Origin of the sequence: Nocardia yamanashiensis NBRC 100130, assembly GCF_001613325.1 — a bacterium.
Taxonomy (GTDB): Bacteria; Actinomycetota; Actinomycetes; order Mycobacteriales; family Mycobacteriaceae; genus Nocardia; species Nocardia yamanashiensis.
In genome coordinates this window covers 67,340-85,466 of the sequence record NZ_BDCD01000018.1, presented here as the reverse complement: position 1 = coordinate 85,466, position 18,127 = coordinate 67,340, and the positions used below count along the sequence as shown (strand labels likewise).

Sequence of the window (18,127 nt, the reverse complement as noted above, 5' to 3'; positions counted from 1 at the left end):
TGCCAGAACAGTAGGAATCCGGCCGTGCCCTACCGATCCCAACTTTCGGTGCGCGAATCCGCGCCGCACTCCGCTAACCTGGGCGAATGCGACGACCGCGGGCCATGGTGCTGGACGAGGTCTGGCGGCATCTCGACGGCGTCGAGGCGTTGAGCGGACCGCATGGGGGGCCTTTGCGCCGCACCGTGAAGTTGATCCTCGATCCGCTGGTCATTCGCCCGGTTCAAAATCCGCTGTGCGCGGGGGCGGTGCTCACCGAGGACGGAGCGGTGCTGCTGGCCACCCGCGTCAATGCCGCCTCCGATGTCCTGCGTGCCACCGCCGCCTGGTTCACCCTGCTCAAGCAGACCCGGCGGGCGCTGCGCATCACCGAGGGCAATGCCCAGGACCAGTATTTCCAGCGCTGCTTCGAACTGGCGACGCGCTCCGGCATGCCCGACGCCACCCGGGACCGGGCCGCCGCCGAAGCCGCGCTGCGGGAAATCCACGATCTGACCGCGGGCCGCACCACCCAGGCGCTGCGCGAATACCTCACCGACCCGGCCCGGGAACGGGACCTGGCGGCCCTGATCGCCACCGCGTGGGGCCGCCGCCCGCACACCCCCGCGACCCGCCACACCGCCCAGCTCGCCCTGCTGCTGGATGCCTGCGCCGCGGAACGACTAGGCGAGGCCCCGGCCGACATCGACCTCGACGACCTGGTCGCGGCGCTCGCCGGCACCCACACCGGCATCGCCTTCTGGCTCGACGAAAACACCGGCGCGGCACAGGAACTCGGCCTCACCCTGCATCCGCAACCGCTCCCGCCCATGGTCGGCACCTCCGCCGCCACCGCCACCCTCGGCCTGCCCTTCGACCGCACCGTCCACGAGCGGGTGTTCACCGTTCTCCAAGCCTCCAGCGAACGCGCCGACCTCCCCGAAATCCCCGAACTGGTAGCCGCCGAGATCGCCCGCGCCTGCGCGCCCTGGGCGCTGCTCGACGAATCACTGCGCGTGGCGGCCGCCGCCGGCGCGGTGCTCGCACAGGAATTGCGCCCCATCGCGGGCCTGCCCGCAGCACGCACCGGACTCGACGTGGTGCACGAGATCGCCGGAACCGCGGCCACGGTGAGCGGTACGGGCGTACGGACTCCACGCGCCGGGGCGTCCGGCGCTGCGGACGGTCCGAGCCGAACGGACGCCGTCGAGCGGGTGGGCGCGGACGGCGGCGTGCGGGTGGGTACGGACGGGGGCGTGCGGGTGGGCACGGACCGCGGCGAGCGGGCGGACACGGCCGCCGCCCGGGTGATCAACGGCCGGTGGCAGCGCGAAGCCTATGTGCTGCAAGCGCGTCGGCTGGCGGTTCGGACGGACCCGGCCGCGACCACCGGTCCGCTGGCGGCTATCGCGGCCGACCTTCAGGTGCCCTGGCGGCCCTATCTGCGACGATTGTGGGCGCGACTGCACGGCTGGGACGTCCGGGAGTTCCCGCTGTACTCGGCCGGTGAACTCTGGGATGTGCTGGACGGCGTCGCCCGGTCGGTGATTCTCGACCACCGCACCCGCGTGAAGCGGGCGCTCGCGACCAGTGTGAACGAACCGGAAGCAATGGAATCGAGGGCGGGATGACCAGCTCGGCCTTGCGGATTCACCCCTACGGTGGCGGCCTCTACGGTCTGCTCCCGCCCGGGACCCCGACCGTGCTCGACAGCCCGGCCACCGTGGACACCATGGTGCTCGAGGTGACGGGCGGCCACCTCACCTGGAATGTGCTCGACGGCCGACTGCTCCCCGCCGCCGTCATCGACGACGTGGACGCCGCCCAGGACTGGGTGTGGGCCATCTACGGCGAACCGATCGCCCTCGCCCTGGCCGACGCCCATCCCGCCGAAAACCTCACGGCCCCGGGCACGCACCACACGCTCCCGGGTGATCACCCCGCGATCCCCGGCGGGGAAACCGCCACCCCCGCCCTGCTTCCGCTGGCAGTGAGCGCCCGCCGCCTCGCGTACGCGCACTGGGCCGCTCGCTGGTGGCCCGCCTCCACCCTCGACGGCATCGCCGCGCTGGACCCGGCCCTGCTCGACCGCGACATCGCCGCCCTCACCGAGGAATGCGACGCCCTCGTGGACGGTGCGGACGCCATCGCCCCGGAGCTGGCGGCCCTGATCGAAACCTTCCCGCGCGCATCGGATTACGCTCTGGCGGCCGGCGCCGAACCACCCCACCCCGACGCCTTGACCCTGGCCCGCGGCACCAACGGCTGGGATTGGCGGCACTGCCCGCCCGGCCTGGTCGACGCCTCCGAACGCGCCGTCTCCTGGCAGGTGACCCGCGCGGCGGGAATCACCACCGTCGCGATCAGTGTCGCCGCCGCCCCCGGCGCGCCGGCCGCGGTGCCCGCGCACCTCCGCCCCTGGGCACGTGTGCAGCCGACCGGCACGGCCGAAGGCGGTGATCACGCCGACGGCACACGGCGTGCCGACGGCACACGGTCCGATGCGGTGAACGGCCATCGGCGCGCAGACGCCGACGTCGCGGAGACTGCCCTCCGGCTGTCCGGCGACGTCTGGACCGGAGCGATCCGGATCCCATCCTCGGGATCGGTTGCCCGCGTGGACATCCGGGTCCCAGGATTCGGCGTCTTCGACGATTCCGGAACGCCCGAAGTCCGCCGCCGAATCCGCGACTTCGCCGCCGCCCGCCTGCGCTTCGCCTCGGGGACCACGGTCGGCGACACCGCGGCCGACGCCCCGTTGCTCGCCGAAATAGCCGCCGCCGCAGACGATTCGGACTTCTGATGGTGCAAGCCGATACCGGCGATTCCCCGGAAGGCGAGGGGGAGTCGGAGTTGTTGCGGGCGGGGGCCGAACTGGTGGGGCGGGGGGAGTTCGCGGCGGCGCTGTGGGCGTTCGAGGAGGCGGAGCGGGTCGAGACGGGGGATTTGCGGGTGTGCGCCATGGTGGATGTGGCCACGGTGCTGGATCAGCTGGGGGATCATGCGGGGGCGGCGGCGAAGTATCGGGCGGCGCTGGCGCAGATGACGGGGCCGGGGCCGCGGATGCGGCCGGGGGCTTGGATCGGGTTGTCGCAGGCGTTGCAGCATCTGGGGGATCTGGATGGGGCTCAGGATGCGCTGGAGCGGGCGCGGGTGCTGGTGGCCGAGGAGGGCGCGCCGGGGGAGATGCGGTTCGCGGCGCTGGTGGCGGCGACGGCGCTGGCGGTGTATCGGCAGCAGTGGTCTCGGGCGATCGAGCTGGCGAACGAATCGCTCGGGGTGGCGGTGCGGTACGTGCCGGACCGGGCGGGGCATGCGCTGATGAATTTGGCGGCAGCGCATTTCGAGACGGGGCGCTGGGAGCTGGCGGAGGATTTCGCGGGGCAGGCGCTGGTGGCGTTCGACGCTGCTGGGGCACGGGACGGGGTGGCGGAAGCGCAGCTGAATCTGGCGCTGATGTTCGTCCGGGCCGGGCGGTTCGATGACATCGAGCCCGTATTGCGGCCCGCGCAGGAGTATTTCGAAGCGGCGGGCGTCACCCTGCGCGCCGGGGTCGGCCGCAAGCTCATGGGTTTCCTCGCCGAGCATCGCGGCGAGCACACGACGGCGGACGTCGAATACCGCGCGGCCCTGGCCAGCTTCGAAGCCTCCGGCGCGATCATGGAAGCGGCGGAGGTCCGCACCCGCCTCGCCTCCGTCGCCATGGCCGCCGGCCGCTTTCAGGAAGCCGAAGCCGAAGTGGTCGCCGCCCGCACGGTCTTCGCCGAACGCGGTCTCGGATTGCATTGCGCCCAAATGGATTTCTGGCTCGCCGAAATGTTCGGCCCGCTCCTGGAATCCGTCCCCGGCCTGCTGGCCCGAGCCGTCGATCTCGCCCTCCCCGCCGCCCTCGCCCTGGACGCCGTCCGCTACGAGCTCCCCGACGGCGCCCAACGCGAGAACTGGAACCGCCGCATCGCCGACCCCGCCATGCGCGTCGCCTTCCACTACGCCTACCTGGCCGGCGACGGCCGCCTCATCGCCGACCTCATCGAAACCCAATGCGCCGGAACCACCCTCGACATATCCCGCCTCGCCGCACCCCCCGTCGCCCCCTTCGAAGCGCGCCGCCCCCTCACCCCGCCCCCGACCCCCTCGGGCCCGGCGGACGACGCCCTCCAACTCGGCACCGCGCTGGCCGCCGTAGCCGCGACAGCAGGCTTACCGGTCGCCCCGCCGCCCCGCGTAGCCGTCGGCCCCGACAACCACATCGCCCTCGCCGCCTGGATCACCGCCGCCGAGGAACGCTACGGCCGCCCACTCCGCGACGACCGGCTGGTCCGCTCATGACGCGATACGGCGGTACCCGGGTGAAGGATCGCCACCACGCCTGCCGTGCCGCGCTTCCATCCAGGCCGCGGGCGGTGACCGGATGACGACGGTGCGGCCGACGGCTCTGGTGCGCATGGCAGATGCGGGGGATCTGTTCATCACCTGGCGGTGGCTGGACAACGCGGCTCCGCCCGGGATCGGTGTGGTGCCGCGCGAGCAACTCGAGGCAGCCATGCGGCGGTTCTCGGCGGCGCTGCCCGCCCCGGGAGACCCGTTCGGACTCGAATTCGCGCTCACCGAAGGGGAATTGGCGTCGTTCGAGTCCGAGCATGCGCTGGCGCAGGAGCTTTCGGCGGCGTTTCTGCCGTACAACCTCGCCGTGGCTACGCACGAGTTCCACAGCAAGGGGCTGCGGCCGCATCTGCGGATTCAGCCGTCGCCGCGGGTGGCGCAATTGCCGTGGGAGCTGCTGGCTCCCGATCCGGGCCTGCGGTTGCTGGATATGGCGGACACCAGCGTCCTGGCCCCGGCGGGGATCGTGCAGGCGCCGGCGCGGATCGCCAAGTCCTGGAACGAGACTCGGGAGCTGCCGGTTGTGGCGGTGCTGGATCCGCGGGTGCCGGGGTTCCGGGCGGATTCGGTGCTGGGGTCCGTGCTCGGGCGGATGACGGCGGATGCGCCGGTCGCCGAATTGGTGGCGGAGCTGGCGCGGCGCGGACGGCTGGTGCCGGCGACGGGGGATCCGGTGGAAGTGTTCCGGCGGACCGATGTGGATCGGGAGTGGCTGGGGGAGGCCTTGCGGGCGGGGGCGTCCCGGCTGCTCTATGTCGGGCATGTCACCGCGGTCGCGCCCGCGTCGGGGCAGAGCGAGTCGGCCACCATGCATCTGGCGTGTACGGCGGATGCGGTGGGTTTCGCTCCGGCGCAGCGTGATCACCGGCCACTGTCGGCGCGGGATCTGCTGCTCGGCACCCATACCCTCGCCCCGGAGCCGCACACCGGCCCGGAACTGTGGCCGATTCCCAGCCGGGTGGCGCTCATCGCCTGCGAGAGCGGCGGCGATCTGCGCTTCGGGGAGGCGTTCGGTTTGATCTCCGCCATGCTCACCGGCGGCGCGGAGCTGGTCACGGCCGGGCGCTGGCCGCTGCCCACCGATCTGGCCTTCGAACGCCTGGGCGGCGCCCCGCCGGGCAGCCGCCCGCTCCAGCACGCCATCCGCGCCGTCGACGCCGCCCACGAGGAGCCGGATCCGGTTGTCGCACTGAACAATTGGCAGCGCAAGCAGCTCGCCGCCTGGCAGGCCGCATCGAGCATCGAGCATTCCCCGCTGCTGTGGGCGGCGCTGGCTACCGTGGATGCGCGGGCGTGACCGCCGGTGCCGACGGCGCGGTGGCGGCGGTGACCCCGGGCACCCCGTCCTCGACGACGTAACCCGCCCGCGTCTCGACCCCGGCGCCCGGCCGGTCGATATACGGCACGACCCGGAAGTCACTGCGCCACAGTCGATGATCCACCTCGACCCGCACATACCCGCGCTGCCCGTTGAAGAACTTCAGATCCGGATTGGCCGCCAGCAGATCCCGCCCGGTGTCGTTCATATCCGACCCGTTCCCGCCGGAGGTGATCGACGTCCCCGTGAATTCCGCTCCCACGATGGGCGATTCGGGCTCGGCGTAATCCCGCCGCAGATCCGCCGCGTAGTTGTGATGCCGATCCCCGGTGAGCACGACGAGATTCCGCACCCCGCGCTCCGACGCCCCGCCCAGCACCCGATTGCGGTCGGCCACATACCCGTCCCACCCGTCCGACCCCAGATCCACCCCCGGCCCCGGATCGTAATCCGATCGCGCCATGGCGACCTGATTGCCGATCACCTGCCACCGCGCGTTCGAGCTGCTGAACCCATCGAGCAGCCAATCCCGTTGCCGCGCACCGAGTATGGTGCGATCCGCGGCGGCCGGATCCGTGCATCCGCCCCACAGCAACCCCGGCTCGCACGCCGGCTTGTTCCGATACTGCCGGGTGTCGATCATGGTGATCTCGGCCAGATCGCCGTACCGATACCGCCGGTGCAGCAGGATATCCGGCCCCGAAGGCATTTGCGCCAGCCGCAACGGCTGATGCTCGTACATGGCCTGGAACGCCGCGGCCCGCCGCCGCCGGAACATGGCCGGCACCCGATAGACATCGATCCCGATCCCGGCGGTATCGCCCGCCCAATTGTTGTCGACCTCGTGATCGTCCATGGTCACCAGCCACGGAAACGCCGCATGCGCCGCCCGCAACGGCCCTTCGCTCTTGGCTTGCGCGTATCGCAGCCGATACCCCGCCAGATCGAACACCTCGTCCCGGAACCCGGGATCGACCGGCGTCCCCAGCCGTCCCCACCGCCACCCTCGCTCGTAGATGTAATCCCCCAGGTGCACAACGAGATCCAGATCCTCGGCACTCATATGCTCGTACGCCGTGAAATACCCCGAAGGCCACGACTGGCAGGAAGCGAACGCGAACCGCAACCGCGACACCGCCTGCCCGGCCGTGGGCGCGGTCCGGGTCCGGCCGACCGGCGAGATCACCGACCCCACCCGGAATCGATAGAAATACCACCGATCCGCCTCCAGCCCACCGACTTCCGGATGCACGCTGTGCGCCAGCTCCCGCGTCGCCACCACCGTTCCGCGCGCCACCACCTGCCGGAAGTACTCGTCGTGCGCGACTTCGTAATCCACGCTCACCGGAGCCAGCGCCATCCCGCCGTGCCCGTCCGGCGCGAGCGGATCCGGGGCCAGCCGCGTCCACAACACCACCCCGTCCGGCGCCGGATCCCCCGACGCCACCCCCAGCGTGAACGGATCGCCGCCGATCCGCCGCGACGCCGCGAACCGCCCGCTGCTCACCGCGCCCGCACCCACGAGCACCGCCGACGCCCCCACCCCGCCGAACCTCAACAACTCCCGCCGCGACAAAGCCATAAGCAACGGTACGCGTGCCCCGGTTGACGCGGTCCCCTTCGCGGCGCAGGGTGGGTTGATGGGTGATGACGTCCGGATGGGCATCAAGCTGAGCAGCCTGGACAGTCCTTTGTTCGACGGGGCGGACGCCACCAAGGGCGATCTCGTCGACTACCTGGAGGTGATCGGCGAGCGCCTGGTGCGCCAGCTGGCCGGCCGCCCGCTGTCGGTGGTGCGGGTGCGCCCCGGACAGGAACCGTTCATGCAGAAGAACCTGCCCAAATACACCCCGGACTGGGTGCACCGCGTCACCCTGTGGGCGGGCAGCTCGAAACGTGAAATCTCCTATGCCGATTGCGATGAGGTGCGCACGCTGATCTGGTTCGGCAATCAGCGCGCCGTCGAATATCACACCACCCTGCTGCTCGCCGCGGGTTTGGCCGACTATTCGGGTAGCCAGACGCATCTGGTGCTGGACATCGATCCCGATCCGGCGCAATCGTTCCGCGAGGTGGTGCGCGCCGCCGAACTCATCCGCCAGGCCCTCGCGGACGACGGCCTGGCGGGCGCGGTCAAGACCAGCGGTTCCAAGGGCGTGCACATCTTCGTCCCGGTCCGCCCGGTCTCCCTGGACGACGCGGCCGCCGCCACCCGCGCCATCGCGGCCCGCGCCGAACGCCTGGACCCGGCCCTGGCCACCACCGCCTTCATCAAGGAGGACCGGCACGGCAAGGTCTTCCTGGATTCCACTCGCTCCGGCGGCGCGACCGTGGTGGCCGCTTACAGTCCGCGCGTGCGCCCGGGCGCGACCGTCTCCTTCCCGCTGCGCTGGTCCGAACTGGCCGATGCCGACCCGCACGACTTCACCCTGCGCACCGTCCCGAAACTGCTCGGCGACAGCGATCCCTGGGCCGAGGAGATGCCCGAACCGCAGGACCTGCCCGCCGATCTGCTGGCGGAGGGTCACACCATTCCGGTGGCCCGGGTGCAGGCCATGCATGAGGGCAAACGCCGGGCGAAGGCACGGCGCGAGGCCTGACATTGCGATGTCGCGCCCGGCCGGGGCAATTGGCAAACTTTCCGCGAATTCGCGGTTAGGGTGCGGTGTGGACATAACGCTCGAATGGGATACGCATCCGGGTACCGGGCTGCGCCTGGCGAGTGAACTGGCGGGCATGGCCGGACTGGCCGATCTGGAGGATCAGCAGCCGGTCGCCGACCCGGATCGCATCGGCATCGTCGCCGCCCGGCGCGGGGGCGAACTGGTGGGCTGGGCCGAACTGCATCGCGGCGAATCCGGCAGCGCCGAAGCCGAAGTCCTCTACGCCGCCCGCTACGTCCGGCGGATCCAGCTCGGCCACTACGACTTCGAGACCGCCACCGGCGAGGAGGAGGCCGTGGTGCTGGCCCTGCTCACCGGGGCCGCCGAACAGGCCCGCGCGGCCGGTCTGCCCGCCCTGGGCTGGAGCGGCGGCGACACCGGTCCCGAGGGTCTGGCCGCCGGCTTGCTCGGCGCGAAGGTCGAGGAGGAGTACGCCCGCCTGTGGACCGCGGAACCGCGCAGCTGGGTCGCGCCCGCCGCGATCGCCCAGGCCGCCCCGCTGGACTGCGTCCTGCAGGCCCTGGCCGAATCCTCCGATCCGCCGGGGCATGTGCTCGCGGTGGCGCTGCTCGATCCGGAATCGGCGGGCCCGGTCGCCACCATCACCACCTCGATCCTGGGCAGCGAGGCCTATATCAATGTGGGGGAGGGCTTCGCCTACGGCGAGATCGACGCGCTGGCGCTGGCGGGCCTGACCGGCGCGCTCATCACCGAACTGCACGACGAGATGCCGCACGTGCTGGTGCTGCGGGTCTTCGAATTCGACGACGATCCGGTGCGGGCCGCGCTCGAGCTGGCCGGTCTCGATATCGCGGCCCGGTTCCATCGGTTCGAACTGCCGCTCTGATCAGAACCCGACGTTCACCTCGACCCGATCGCGTTCGAGGTACATGCGCCAATAGTGTTCGCCCAGTTCGGCACTGGACATGCGCGCGATCTCGATGCCCTCGGGCGCGAGCTCGGGCCGCTCGTCCAGCAGCTGCTCGGCCCGGCTGTCCCGGATGAGTACGCCGATGTTCAGCACCCCGGCGTACACGCCCGTGCCCGCCAGTTCCGCCGCGAGCTGCTGGACGTACCCGCGCTGCGCGGCCAGTGCCACCCCGAAGTTGGACAGGTAGGGCAGCGGCAGGTCCGGCGACGAACCCGACGAGAAGAGCAAGGTGCCCGAGCCGCGCGCGATCATGTCCGGCGCCAGTGCCCGGGTCATCAGGATCGGCGAATGCAGTTTGAGGGCAATGGGAATGCCCAGGCTCGGCACATCCAGTTCGAGGGTGCTGGGCGCGCGGTCGGTCATCTCGCCGGCCGCACCGTGCAGCGCGACGTCGATCTCCCCGAGGCTGCCGCGAATGGCGGCCACGGTCGCGTGGAGCTGCGCCGCGTCGGTGACGTCGGCGGGAAACGCGACGGCTTCGATGCCTTCGGCCTTCAGGTCCCGCACATGCTGTTCGGCCTTGCCGGGCCGCCGCCCGACGACGGCGATCCGGAACCCCTCGCGCCCGAAGACGCGGGCGACTCCCATGCCCAGGCCGGGCCCGAATCCGAAGATGGCGATGGTCTTTGCCATGACTGCCTCATTAAGTTGAGCGTAGGTTCAAGTTACCTTGCCGACGCTAGCACTAACTTGAACTCATGCTCAACTTAAATCGATGCCCGGATTTGTAGGATCGGCGCATGTCCTCGAACAAGCCGCTGCGCCTCGACGCGCGCCGCAATCGCGACGCCCTGGTCGGCGCGGCGCGCGAGGTGTTCACCGAACGCGGGCTGGACGCCCCGCTCAAGGAGATCGCGGCCCGGGCCGGCGTGGCCATCGGCACCCTGTACAACCGCTTCCCGACCCGTGACGACCTCATCGCGGCCGCCGTCGAGGATCGCCTCGAGGCCGGTGAGCGCATCGCCGACGCGGCGCTGACCATCGACGATCCCTGGGATTCCTTCACCTACCTGGTGGAGCGGGTGTGCGAACTGCAGGCGAGCGACCGGCTGCTGAGCGAACTCGCGGTGCGGGCCGCCCCCGGTCCCGCGGTCGCCCGCGCGCGCGAGCAGGGCCATGCCAAGATGCGCGAAATCGTCACGCGCGCACAGCGTGCCGGGGTGCTGCGCGCGGACTGGGTGCTCGAGGATCTCGGCTTCATCACCTGGGCGCACACCCGCATCGTGGAGGCCACCGCCGCGATCGCGCCGGACGCCTGGCGCCGGCATCTGGCGCTCACCTTCGACGGCCTGCGCGCCGCGGCCGCCCATCCGCTGCCGGTGCCGCCGATCACCGAAGCGCAGCTCATGGCCGCCCTCGGCGAAAGCGGTACGCCCGGAGCCTGATTCACCGCGGAAATGGGGCAGATGTCCGATGCGGCGCGCCGGGCCCGCGTGGTTACCTGGCCTGCGGGGGCTCGCCGGTTCCGGTGCCGGAGGCGGTGGCCCGGAATCCGACCAGCGAAGGAGCCCGATGTCCGACCGCGCCCAGCTCGCCGATATTCGTGAACAACGGCCCCTGGTCTACTGGTTGAAGCAGATCGACCGCTCGATCCAGGAGGCGCTGGCCCGCCATCTCGCCGCCGAGGATCTGGACGCCCGCACCTGGCAGGTCTTCAACACCATCTCCTACGGCGCGATCACGCTGGGCGAGCTCGACTACACCATGTCCGCGTTCCGTTCCGACTTCGAACCCACCATGCGCCCGTTCGTGGATCGGCTCATCGACCGCGGCTGGGTGGATCTGACCTCGGTGGAGGTCGTCACGCTGACCCCGGCGGGCCGCCGTGCCCACGAACGCGTTTCGGCCGTCGCGGGCGAGCTGCGGGCGCGCATGCTGGACTGCGTCTCGCCGGCGGAGCAGGCGGTGCTCATGGAGTTGTTGCAGCGCATCGCCTCCCACGTCGAGGAGCTACGTCCGTAGGAACGACGCGGCGATATTCCAGAACATACGGCGATCCAGCAGATGCACGTCCCAGGACTGGGTGAGCGCGTGGGTAGCGGTGACGATGCCGGGCACGTCGAAATCGTCTCTGGTGGCGGTACCTTTGGCCTCGAGTGCCGTAATCACGTAGGCGGTGGCGGTTTCCGGGGTGTGTGGCATGCCAAGCTCCGATCGGTCGCCGAGGGGTGTCGAGAGGCGTTTCGTCCAGTGTCGGGGCCGATTAGGGGGTTGGGGAGAGTCGAAAGCGCCAAAGCGCAGGGGAACACGCCAAAATTTTGCCCGCCGGTAGCCGGAAGGTCCCTTGGGAGTAGGGGTTTCGCGTTCGGCGTACGCGCGCCGGCCACCGCGGGCGGTGCGCTGGAGGGAATCGGCTCAGGTGCTGTCGCTGAGCTTCCAGCGCTGCGCGGCCCGGCGCAAGGCCGCGGGGTCGGCGTAACCGAGCAGTTCGGCCTGCCGTGCGCGAGGCAGATGGGTGGCTTCCTCGAGCCGCCGGCGGCGGGCCTGATCGAGCTCGCGCCGCCAGCTGGTCCCGGCTTCGGCGAGCCGGCGTTGCAGCGAACGCGGCGAGGTGTGCAAGCGGCGGGCAACGACTTCCAGGGTGGCGGTGTTCTCGTCGAGCGCCGCGTCCAGCGCCGCCGCCAGCCGTTCGGCCCAGGTCACCATGAACCGCAGTGGCGCCGGCATGGCCGCCGCGTAACCGGTCAGCACGGCGGTCAGATCGGGATCGGCGGTCTTCATGGGCAGCGCCAGATCCCGGGTGTGAAAGGTGATGGCGTCCGAGGCCGCCCCGAATTCGAGCGCGGCGGTGCCGAAGAGTTCCCGGAACGCGCCCAGCTCCGCGGGTGCGCTCTGGCGCAGCGTGATTCGCACCGGATCCACGTGATTGCGGGTGGCCCAGCGACTCCGGCTGATCAGCAGCGCGAATGCGGAGTGCACCAACAGTTCCCGCCCCCGGCACTCCTCGGTCACGGTGAGCAGTTCGAAACTCACCTGCTCGGCGTCGTGCGCGCCGATCAGCAGGCTGTAGCTGGTGGTCAGGCACCCGCAGTAACGGATGCACGCGATCAGCGCCTCGCCGAGCGTATCCGCGGACAGGAACAGGTATTCCAGCAGGCCGAGCTCACCGGGCGTGCTCTCGTCGGCCGAGCGCAGCGCGATCTCCGCGTCCCCGGTCCGCTGCTCCAGCAGCTCCCACAGCCGCACGCAGAGCCGGTTGGCCACGCGCGTGTCCTCGCCGCCCTCCCGCCAGTTGGGCACCCCGGCCAGCCGCGCCAGCGCGTCCGGATCCAGGCCCGCCCGGGCGGCCCGGTTCAGCACGAACCGGGCCATGAGAATGCTGTCGGCCCATTCCGCGGATGTGTTCACGGCGCTTCGGCGACCGACTCCAGCTGTTCGAGATGGCGCTTGCGGGCGCGCTCCACCTCCAGCCGCCAGGTGGTCCCGGATTCGGTGAGCCGCCGTTGCAAGGTGCGCGGGCTGGTGAACAGCCGCCGCGCCACCTCCTCCAGCGCCGGATCGCCCAGGCGCAGCAGCTTTTCCAGCACCCCGCCCACCCGGTCCGGCCATTCGGTGGCGCGCGGCGGGGGCGGCGGCATGGTGGCGGCATAGCGCCGCAGCACCGCCGCCAGCATGGGATCGGCGGTGACCTGCGGCAATTCGAAATCGGTGAGCCGGTAGGTCATGCTGTTGACCGGCGACCCGAAATCCAGTTCCGCCGTGCCGAAATGCTCGCGGAAGGCCTCCCGGGTGCGGGGGGCGCGCTGCTGGAACGCCACCCGCACCGGGTCGATGGGCCGCCCGGTGACCTGCCGGATGCGCGAGACCAGAATGCCGAGCGAGGATTGCACGGACAGGTCGCGCCCGTGCCCCTCGGCATTGATCATGTAGAGGTTGAACGTGGATTCGGTCTCGGTCTGTTCCCCGGCATCCATCCGGAAATTGGTGCTCACCGCGCCGACGTAGGGCCCCACCACGCTCAGCCCCTCGCCGAGGGTGTCGGCGGTGGAGATCAGATAGTCGAACAGGCCGAGCTCGCCGACCCGGTAGCCGCCCACCACCCGCAGCGTCGTATCCGGGTCTCCGAGTTCGTGTTCCAGCAGCTCCCACAGCCGGGGGTAGTAATGGCTGGGGACGCGAGCATTGCTATCGCTCAGTAACCAGTCGGGCATACCGGCCTGACGGGCCAGCCGATTCGGATCGATTCCCGCCGCAGCCGCACGAGACAGGATGAAGCGGGGCATCAAGACTGTGTCGGAGGTGTGCATCAAGCTATGTTGCGGCGAAATCCCGGGCAATTCCCGGGAATTCACCGAACTGCGGCCACCGTCACCGGCGCGGTGACGCCGCGCCGGTCACGGTCGCAGGAACGTCGCCGCGATTCCCCAGAACCTCCTGCGATCCACCGTGTGGAAATCCCATGTCTCCGTGATGTTGTGCGTTGCGGTGACAATGGCGCGCACGTCGAAGTCGTCGGCGGACGCGGTGCCCTTGGCTTCCAGCTCGGCGATGACAAAAGCGGTGGCGGTTTCCAGCGTGTGGGGCACTCGGAGGCTCCATTTCTCGTAGGGATGGTTTGCGGCGGGTTACGGCTTCTTTTCGGTGAGAACGTCCTCGTAGCGGAACTCGGTGGGGATGGGCCGGCCGGCGGCGTGCGCGTCGTCCTCGCGCCGGCGCAGATCGACCCGGCGGATCTTGCCGGAGATGGTCTTGGGTAGCTCGGTGAACTCGACGCGGCGCACCCGTAGGTACGGGGCCAGGTGATCGCGCGCGTATTCGAAGATGGCGCGGGCGGTTTCGGCATCGGGTTCCCAACCCGCGGCCAGCGAAACATACGCCTTGGGCACCGCCAGCCGGGTGTCGTCGGGCTGCGGCACCACCGCGGCCTCGACCACCGCCGGATGCTCGATGAGCACGCTCTCGAGTTCGAAGGGCGAAACCTTGTAGTCGGAGGATTTGAACACGTCGTCGGTGCGGCCGATATAGGTGATGTACCCGTCGGCGTCGCGGCTGGCCACGTCACCGGTGTGGTAGTAGCCGCCGGCCATGACCGCGGCATTGCGGTCCGGATCGCCGAGGTAGCCGCTCATCAGGTTCACCGGCGCGGCCGCCAGATCCAGGCAGATCTCGCCCTCGTCGGCGAGCTGCCCGCTGATCGGATCCACCAGCACCACCGGGACGCCGGGCGCGGGCCGGCCCATGGAACCGGGCTTGAGCGGCTGTCCGGGCGTATTGCCAACCTGCAGCGTGGTTTCCGTCTGGCCGAACCCGTCGCGGATGGTGAGACCCCAGGCCTTCTCGACCTGTGCGATCACATCCGGGTTGAGTGGCTCACCCGCGCCGAGGATTTCGCGCAGGCCGGCGGGGCGCTCGCCGAGGTCCGCCTGAATCAGCATGCGCCACACCGTAGGCGGCGCACAGAAGGTATTCACATCGGCGCGCCGAAGTTGATTCAGCAACGAACTGGCATCGAAACGCGCGTAGTTGTAAACGAAGATGGTCGCCTCGGCCAGCCACGGCGTGAAGAAGCAGCTCCAGGCGTGCTTGGCCCAGCCGGGCGCGCTGATCGCCAGGTGGGTGTCACCGGGGCGAACACCCAGCCAATACATCGTGGTCAAATGCCCGACCGGGTAGCTGATCTGGGAGTGCTGCACCATCTTCGGCTTGCTGGTGGTGCCCGAGGTGAAGTAGACGAGCAGGGGGTCGTCGACCTCGGTCCGGGATTCGAACGGACCCGTCGGTTCGGCATGGGCGGCGTCGGAGTAGTCCCGCCATCCGGATACCGCCTCGCCCACCACGATTCGCGTGTAGTCGCCCGGCACCTCGTCGAACTTGCCGGTGTCGGCGGTATTGGCGATGACGAAACGCGCTCCGCCACGCTCGATTCGATCGGTCAGATCGGCCGGGCCGAGCGCGCCGGTGGTCGGCATGATGACCGCGCCCAGCTTGGCCACCGCCAGCATGGCCTCCCACAGCTCGGCCTGATTGCCGAGCATGAGCATCACCCGATCGCCCTTGGCCACGCCCAGCCCGGACAGCCACGCCGCCACCCGATCCGAGCGAATCGCCATCTCGTCGAAGCTGATTCGCTGCTCGCGCCCGTCCTCCTCGACGATCCACAGCGCGGTCCGGTCGTTGCCGCGCGCGATGGCGTCGAACCAGTCCAGCGCCCAGTTGAACTTGCCGCTCAGCCGCGGCCATTCGAAGGTGCGCAGCGCGGCGTCGTAATCGGTTGCGACGGCCAGCAGTTGATCGCGCGCGGTGCGGTAGGCGTCGGTATTGGCGGTCATGCGTCCTCCTGGCTGGACTGGCCGAGCAGTCGTGCGGCGAGCTCGCGCATCTCGATCTTGCGGATCTTGCCGGTCACGGTCATCGGGAATTCATCGACGATGTGCACGTAGCGGGGAATCTTGAAATGGGCGAGCCGCCCGGCGCAATACGCGCGCAGGCTCTCGGCGGTCAATACCGGCGCGCCCTCTCGCAACCGGACCCAAGCCATGAGTTCCTCGCCGTATTTGGCGTCGGGCACGCCGATCACCTGGGCGTCGAGGATGTCGGGGTGAGTGTAGAGGAACTCCTCTATCTCCCGTGGGTAGATGTTCTCGCCGCCCCGGATCACCATGTCCTTGATGCGGCCGGTGATCGCCACATAGCCGTCCTCGTCCATGGTCGCCAGGTCGCCGGTGTGCATCCAGCGCGCGGAATCGATTGCCTCGGCGGTCTTCTCGGCGTCGTTCCAGTAGCCGAGCATGACCGAATAGCCGCGCGTGCACAGTTCGCCGGGTTCCCCGCGCGGCACCGTCAGCCCGGTGCCCGGATCCACGATCTTGATCTCGATATGCGGCCCGGCCCGGCCCACGGTGGCGGTGCGCTGGGTCAGGCTGTCGTCGCGGCGGGTCTGGGTGGACACCGGCGAGGTCTCGGTCATGCCGTAGCAGATGCTCACCTCGCGCATGCCCATGCGCTCGATGACCTGCTTCATCACCTCCACCGGGCACGGCGAGCCGGCCATGATTCCGGTGCGCAGGCTGGACAGGTCGTAGCTCTCGAAATCCGGTTCCGCCAGCTCGGCGATGAACATGGTCGGCACCCCGTACAGCGAGGTACAGCGTTCGGCCGCAACGGCTTCCAGCGTGGCGCGCGGATCGAAGGCGGGGGCGGGGATGACCATGGCGGCGCCGTGACTGGTGGCGGCCAGATTGCCCATCACCATCCCGAAGCAGTGGTAGAAGGGGACCGGGATGCAGATGCGGTCCTGTTCGGTGTAGCCGCACAGCTCGCCCACGAAGTATCCGTTGTTGAGGATATTGTGATGGCTGAGCGTCGCGCCCTTGGGGAAACCTGTTGTGCCCGAGGTGTATTGGATATTGATCGGGTCGTCGGCGGACAGCTCCGACTGCGCCAGCGCCAGGGTGCGCGGGTCGGCGGCGCGACCGGTGACGAACAGTCCGTCCCACTCGGGGGAGTCCAGCAGCACCACCCGGTCCAGCTCCGGGCATTCCGGCCGCACCTCGGCGATCATGGCCGCGTAGTCGGAGGTCTTGAACGACGGTGCGGCCACCAGCGCCCGGATCCCGGCCTGCCGCAGCACGTATTGCAACTCGTGCGACCGATACGCCGGATTGATATTGACCAGCACCGCGCCGATCTTGGCCGTCGCGTACTGCGTCAAGGTCCACTGCGGGCAGTTCGGCGCCCAGATGCCCACCCGATCGCCCTTACCCAGCCCCGAGGCCAGCAGCCCCAGCGCCAGCGCGTCCACCTCGGCTACGAACTCGCGGTAGGTCCAGCGCAGCCCGGAGGCGTGGTCGATCAGGGCGTCGCGGTCCGGGTGCGCGGCGGCCGTGCGGTCCAGGTCGGCGCCGATGGTATCGCCGAGCAGCGGCACCTCCCATGCGCCATGGGTATAGCTCACCGGCCGGAGCCGGTCCATGCTCTCGCTCACTTGGATAGGATCCACATCACACTCGAACCTCGACTACCCCCGGAAGGGTGTACCCGATGACCCCCGCGTCCGATGGCCTGCTGCGTCCCAGCGACGGCGATGCCCTGCGGGCCGAGCTGCGCAAGCTGGCCGGCGTCTCCAAGATGCCGGTGGTCTTCGGGGGTGCGGTGCAGGACGGGACGCTGGTGCTCAGCGAGTTCGTCGGCACCCGCACCAACGGCATGCGGGGGCTGTCGGTGGCGCCGAGCTCCGGGCTGGGCGGCAGCGTGGTGGCGACGGGCAAGCCGCGGTCGGTGGCCGACTACCGCTCGGCCTCCACCATCACCCACCACTACGACGGCCCGGTGCTCGGCGAGGGCCTGCGCGCGGTGGTCGCGGTGCCGGTGGTGGTCGCGGGCGAGGCGCGCGCGGTGCTGTACGTCGCGAACCGCGAACCCGCGCCCATCGGCGACCGCATCGCCGACGAGATGCTCCAGGCCGGCCGCCGCCTCAGTCTCGAACTGGCCATCCGCGACGAAGTGGACCGCCGTGTGCGCCTGCATCTGTCCCGCGAGGCCGCCGGCGCGAACGCCGTTGTCACCGAGGAACTCCGCGACCTGCACGCCGAACTGCGCGGCATCACCCAGCTGGTCTCCGACGCCCAGGCCCGCACCCAACTCCGCGACGTCTCCGCCCGCCTGGCCCGCCTGGTCTCCGGCGTGGCCGCCCCCGACCACGCCGTCTCCCTCGCTCCCCGTGAACTCGACGTCCTCGCCCAGATCGCCCTCGGCTGCACCAATGCCGAAGCCGCCCAGCGCCTCTCCCTCCGCGCCGAGACGGTCAAAAGCTACCTCCGCAGCGCCATGACCAAACTCGGCGCCCACAACCGCCACGAAGCCGTAGTCCGCGCCCGCCGCCTCGGCCTCCTCCCATAACCCGGAATGACGGCG

17 protein-coding genes are annotated in these 18,127 nt (G+C 70.1%); 9 read left to right on the top strand and 8 right to left on the bottom strand.

The annotated features are described in order from the left end of the window. The first annotated feature begins 104 nt into the window (after positions 1-104). The 4 genes from NY1_RS44640 to NY1_RS20530 all read left to right on the top strand — a co-directional run bounded on the left by NY1_RS44640 (position 105) and on the right by NY1_RS20530 (position 5,659). Positions 105-1,610 carry a hypothetical protein gene (locus tag NY1_RS44640; RefSeq protein WP_233434426.1) on the top strand — a complete coding sequence of 502 codons (1,506 nt, stop codon included), beginning with the start codon at positions 105-107 and terminating at the stop codon, positions 1,608-1,610. Next, the gene (locus NY1_RS20540) at positions 1,607-2,782 is read left to right on the top strand and encodes a proline dehydrogenase family protein (protein ID WP_067715777.1); all 1,176 of its coding nucleotides are present in this window, start codon (positions 1,607-1,609) and stop codon (positions 2,780-2,782) included. The genes NY1_RS44640 and NY1_RS20540 overlap by 4 nt, the downstream gene beginning before the upstream one ends. Continuing rightward, positions 2,782-4,308: a tetratricopeptide repeat protein gene (locus NY1_RS20535; RefSeq protein WP_067715775.1), complete on the top strand. Its 1,527-nt coding sequence runs from the start codon at positions 2,782-2,784 to the stop codon at positions 4,306-4,308. The genes NY1_RS20540 and NY1_RS20535 overlap by 1 nt, the downstream gene beginning before the upstream one ends. Before the next feature lie 82 nt (positions 4,309-4,390). Continuing rightward, positions 4,391-5,659 (top strand): CHAT domain-containing protein, encoded by a 1,269-nt coding sequence (locus NY1_RS20530; RefSeq protein ID WP_067715772.1) that lies wholly within the window; start codon positions 4,391-4,393, stop codon positions 5,657-5,659. Here NY1_RS20530 and NY1_RS20525 read toward each other — a convergent pair. Next, positions 5,637-7,262 carry an alkaline phosphatase D family protein gene (locus NY1_RS20525; RefSeq protein ID WP_067715769.1) on the bottom strand — a complete coding sequence of 542 codons (1,626 nt, stop codon included), beginning with the start codon at positions 7,260-7,262 and terminating at the stop codon, positions 5,637-5,639. The two genes, NY1_RS20530 and NY1_RS20525, sit on opposite strands and share 23 nt — an antisense overlap. A gap of 55 nt (positions 7,263-7,317) precedes the next feature. Here NY1_RS20525 and NY1_RS20520 point away from each other — a divergent pair, with 55 nt between their 5' ends. Together NY1_RS20520 and NY1_RS20515 are read left to right on the top strand one after the other, a co-directional pair. Then, positions 7,318-8,280, top strand: coding sequence for a DNA polymerase domain-containing protein (locus tag NY1_RS20520; RefSeq protein WP_218028403.1), 963 nt, complete (start codon positions 7,318-7,320; stop codon positions 8,278-8,280). 67 nt (positions 8,281-8,347) lie between these two features. Beyond that, the gene (locus NY1_RS20515) at positions 8,348-9,190 is read left to right on the top strand and encodes a hypothetical protein (RefSeq protein WP_067715767.1); all 843 of its coding nucleotides are present in this window, start codon (positions 8,348-8,350) and stop codon (positions 9,188-9,190) included. On the opposite strand, the gene NY1_RS20510 is transcribed toward NY1_RS20515, so the two are convergent. Then, on the bottom strand, positions 9,191-9,907 hold the full coding sequence (locus tag NY1_RS20510) for an SDR family NAD(P)-dependent oxidoreductase (protein WP_067715764.1): 717 nt from the start codon (positions 9,905-9,907) through the stop codon (positions 9,191-9,193). Positions 9,908-10,014: 107 nt separating this feature from the next. On the opposite strand from NY1_RS20510, the gene NY1_RS20505 reads away from it, so the two are divergent. Together NY1_RS20505 and NY1_RS20500 are read left to right on the top strand one after the other, a co-directional pair. Then, the gene (locus tag NY1_RS20505) at positions 10,015-10,659 is read left to right on the top strand and encodes a TetR/AcrR family transcriptional regulator (RefSeq protein ID WP_067715761.1); all 645 of its coding nucleotides are present in this window, start codon (positions 10,015-10,017) and stop codon (positions 10,657-10,659) included. 127 nt (positions 10,660-10,786) lie between these two features. After that, on the top strand, positions 10,787-11,236 hold the full coding sequence (locus NY1_RS20500; RefSeq protein ID WP_067715758.1) for a MarR family winged helix-turn-helix transcriptional regulator: 450 nt from the start codon (positions 10,787-10,789) through the stop codon (positions 11,234-11,236). Here the strand turns inward: NY1_RS20500 and NY1_RS20495 are convergent. The 6 genes from NY1_RS20495 to NY1_RS20470 form a co-directional block, all read right to left on the bottom strand. Then, complete coding sequence (locus tag NY1_RS20495) at positions 11,225-11,416, bottom strand: hypothetical protein (protein ID WP_067715756.1); 192 nt, start codon at positions 11,414-11,416, stop codon at positions 11,225-11,227. The genes NY1_RS20500 and NY1_RS20495 overlap by 12 nt on opposite strands. A gap of 213 nt (positions 11,417-11,629) precedes the next feature. Beyond that, on the bottom strand, positions 11,630-12,622 hold the full coding sequence (locus NY1_RS20490; RefSeq protein ID WP_169815382.1) for an AraC family transcriptional regulator ligand-binding domain-containing protein: 993 nt from the start codon (positions 12,620-12,622) through the stop codon (positions 11,630-11,632). Further along, a complete protein-coding gene (locus NY1_RS20485) occupies positions 12,619-13,497 on the bottom strand; it encodes an AraC family transcriptional regulator ligand-binding domain-containing protein (protein WP_169815381.1) in 879 nt (292 codons plus the stop codon). Before NY1_RS20485 ends, NY1_RS20490 begins: the two co-directional genes overlap by 4 nt. Before the next feature lie 111 nt (positions 13,498-13,608). After that, positions 13,609-13,800, bottom strand: a complete 192-nt coding sequence (locus tag NY1_RS20480) for a hypothetical protein (RefSeq protein ID WP_067715750.1) — start codon at positions 13,798-13,800, stop codon at positions 13,609-13,611. 39 nt (positions 13,801-13,839) lie between these two features. Then, positions 13,840-15,543 (bottom strand): AMP-binding protein, encoded by a 1,704-nt coding sequence (locus NY1_RS20475; protein ID WP_067715747.1) that lies wholly within the window; start codon positions 15,541-15,543, stop codon positions 13,840-13,842. Continuing rightward, positions 15,540-17,186, bottom strand: a complete 1,647-nt coding sequence (locus NY1_RS20470) for an AMP-binding protein (RefSeq protein WP_067716224.1) — start codon at positions 17,184-17,186, stop codon at positions 15,540-15,542. The genes NY1_RS20475 and NY1_RS20470 overlap by 4 nt, the downstream gene beginning before the upstream one ends. Positions 17,187-17,254: 68 nt before the next feature. On the opposite strand from NY1_RS20470, the gene NY1_RS20465 reads away from it, so the two are divergent. Further along, positions 17,255-18,112 (top strand): helix-turn-helix transcriptional regulator, encoded by an 858-nt coding sequence (locus NY1_RS20465; RefSeq protein ID WP_067715744.1) that lies wholly within the window; start codon positions 17,255-17,257, stop codon positions 18,110-18,112. Positions 18,113-18,127 lie beyond the last annotated feature (15 nt).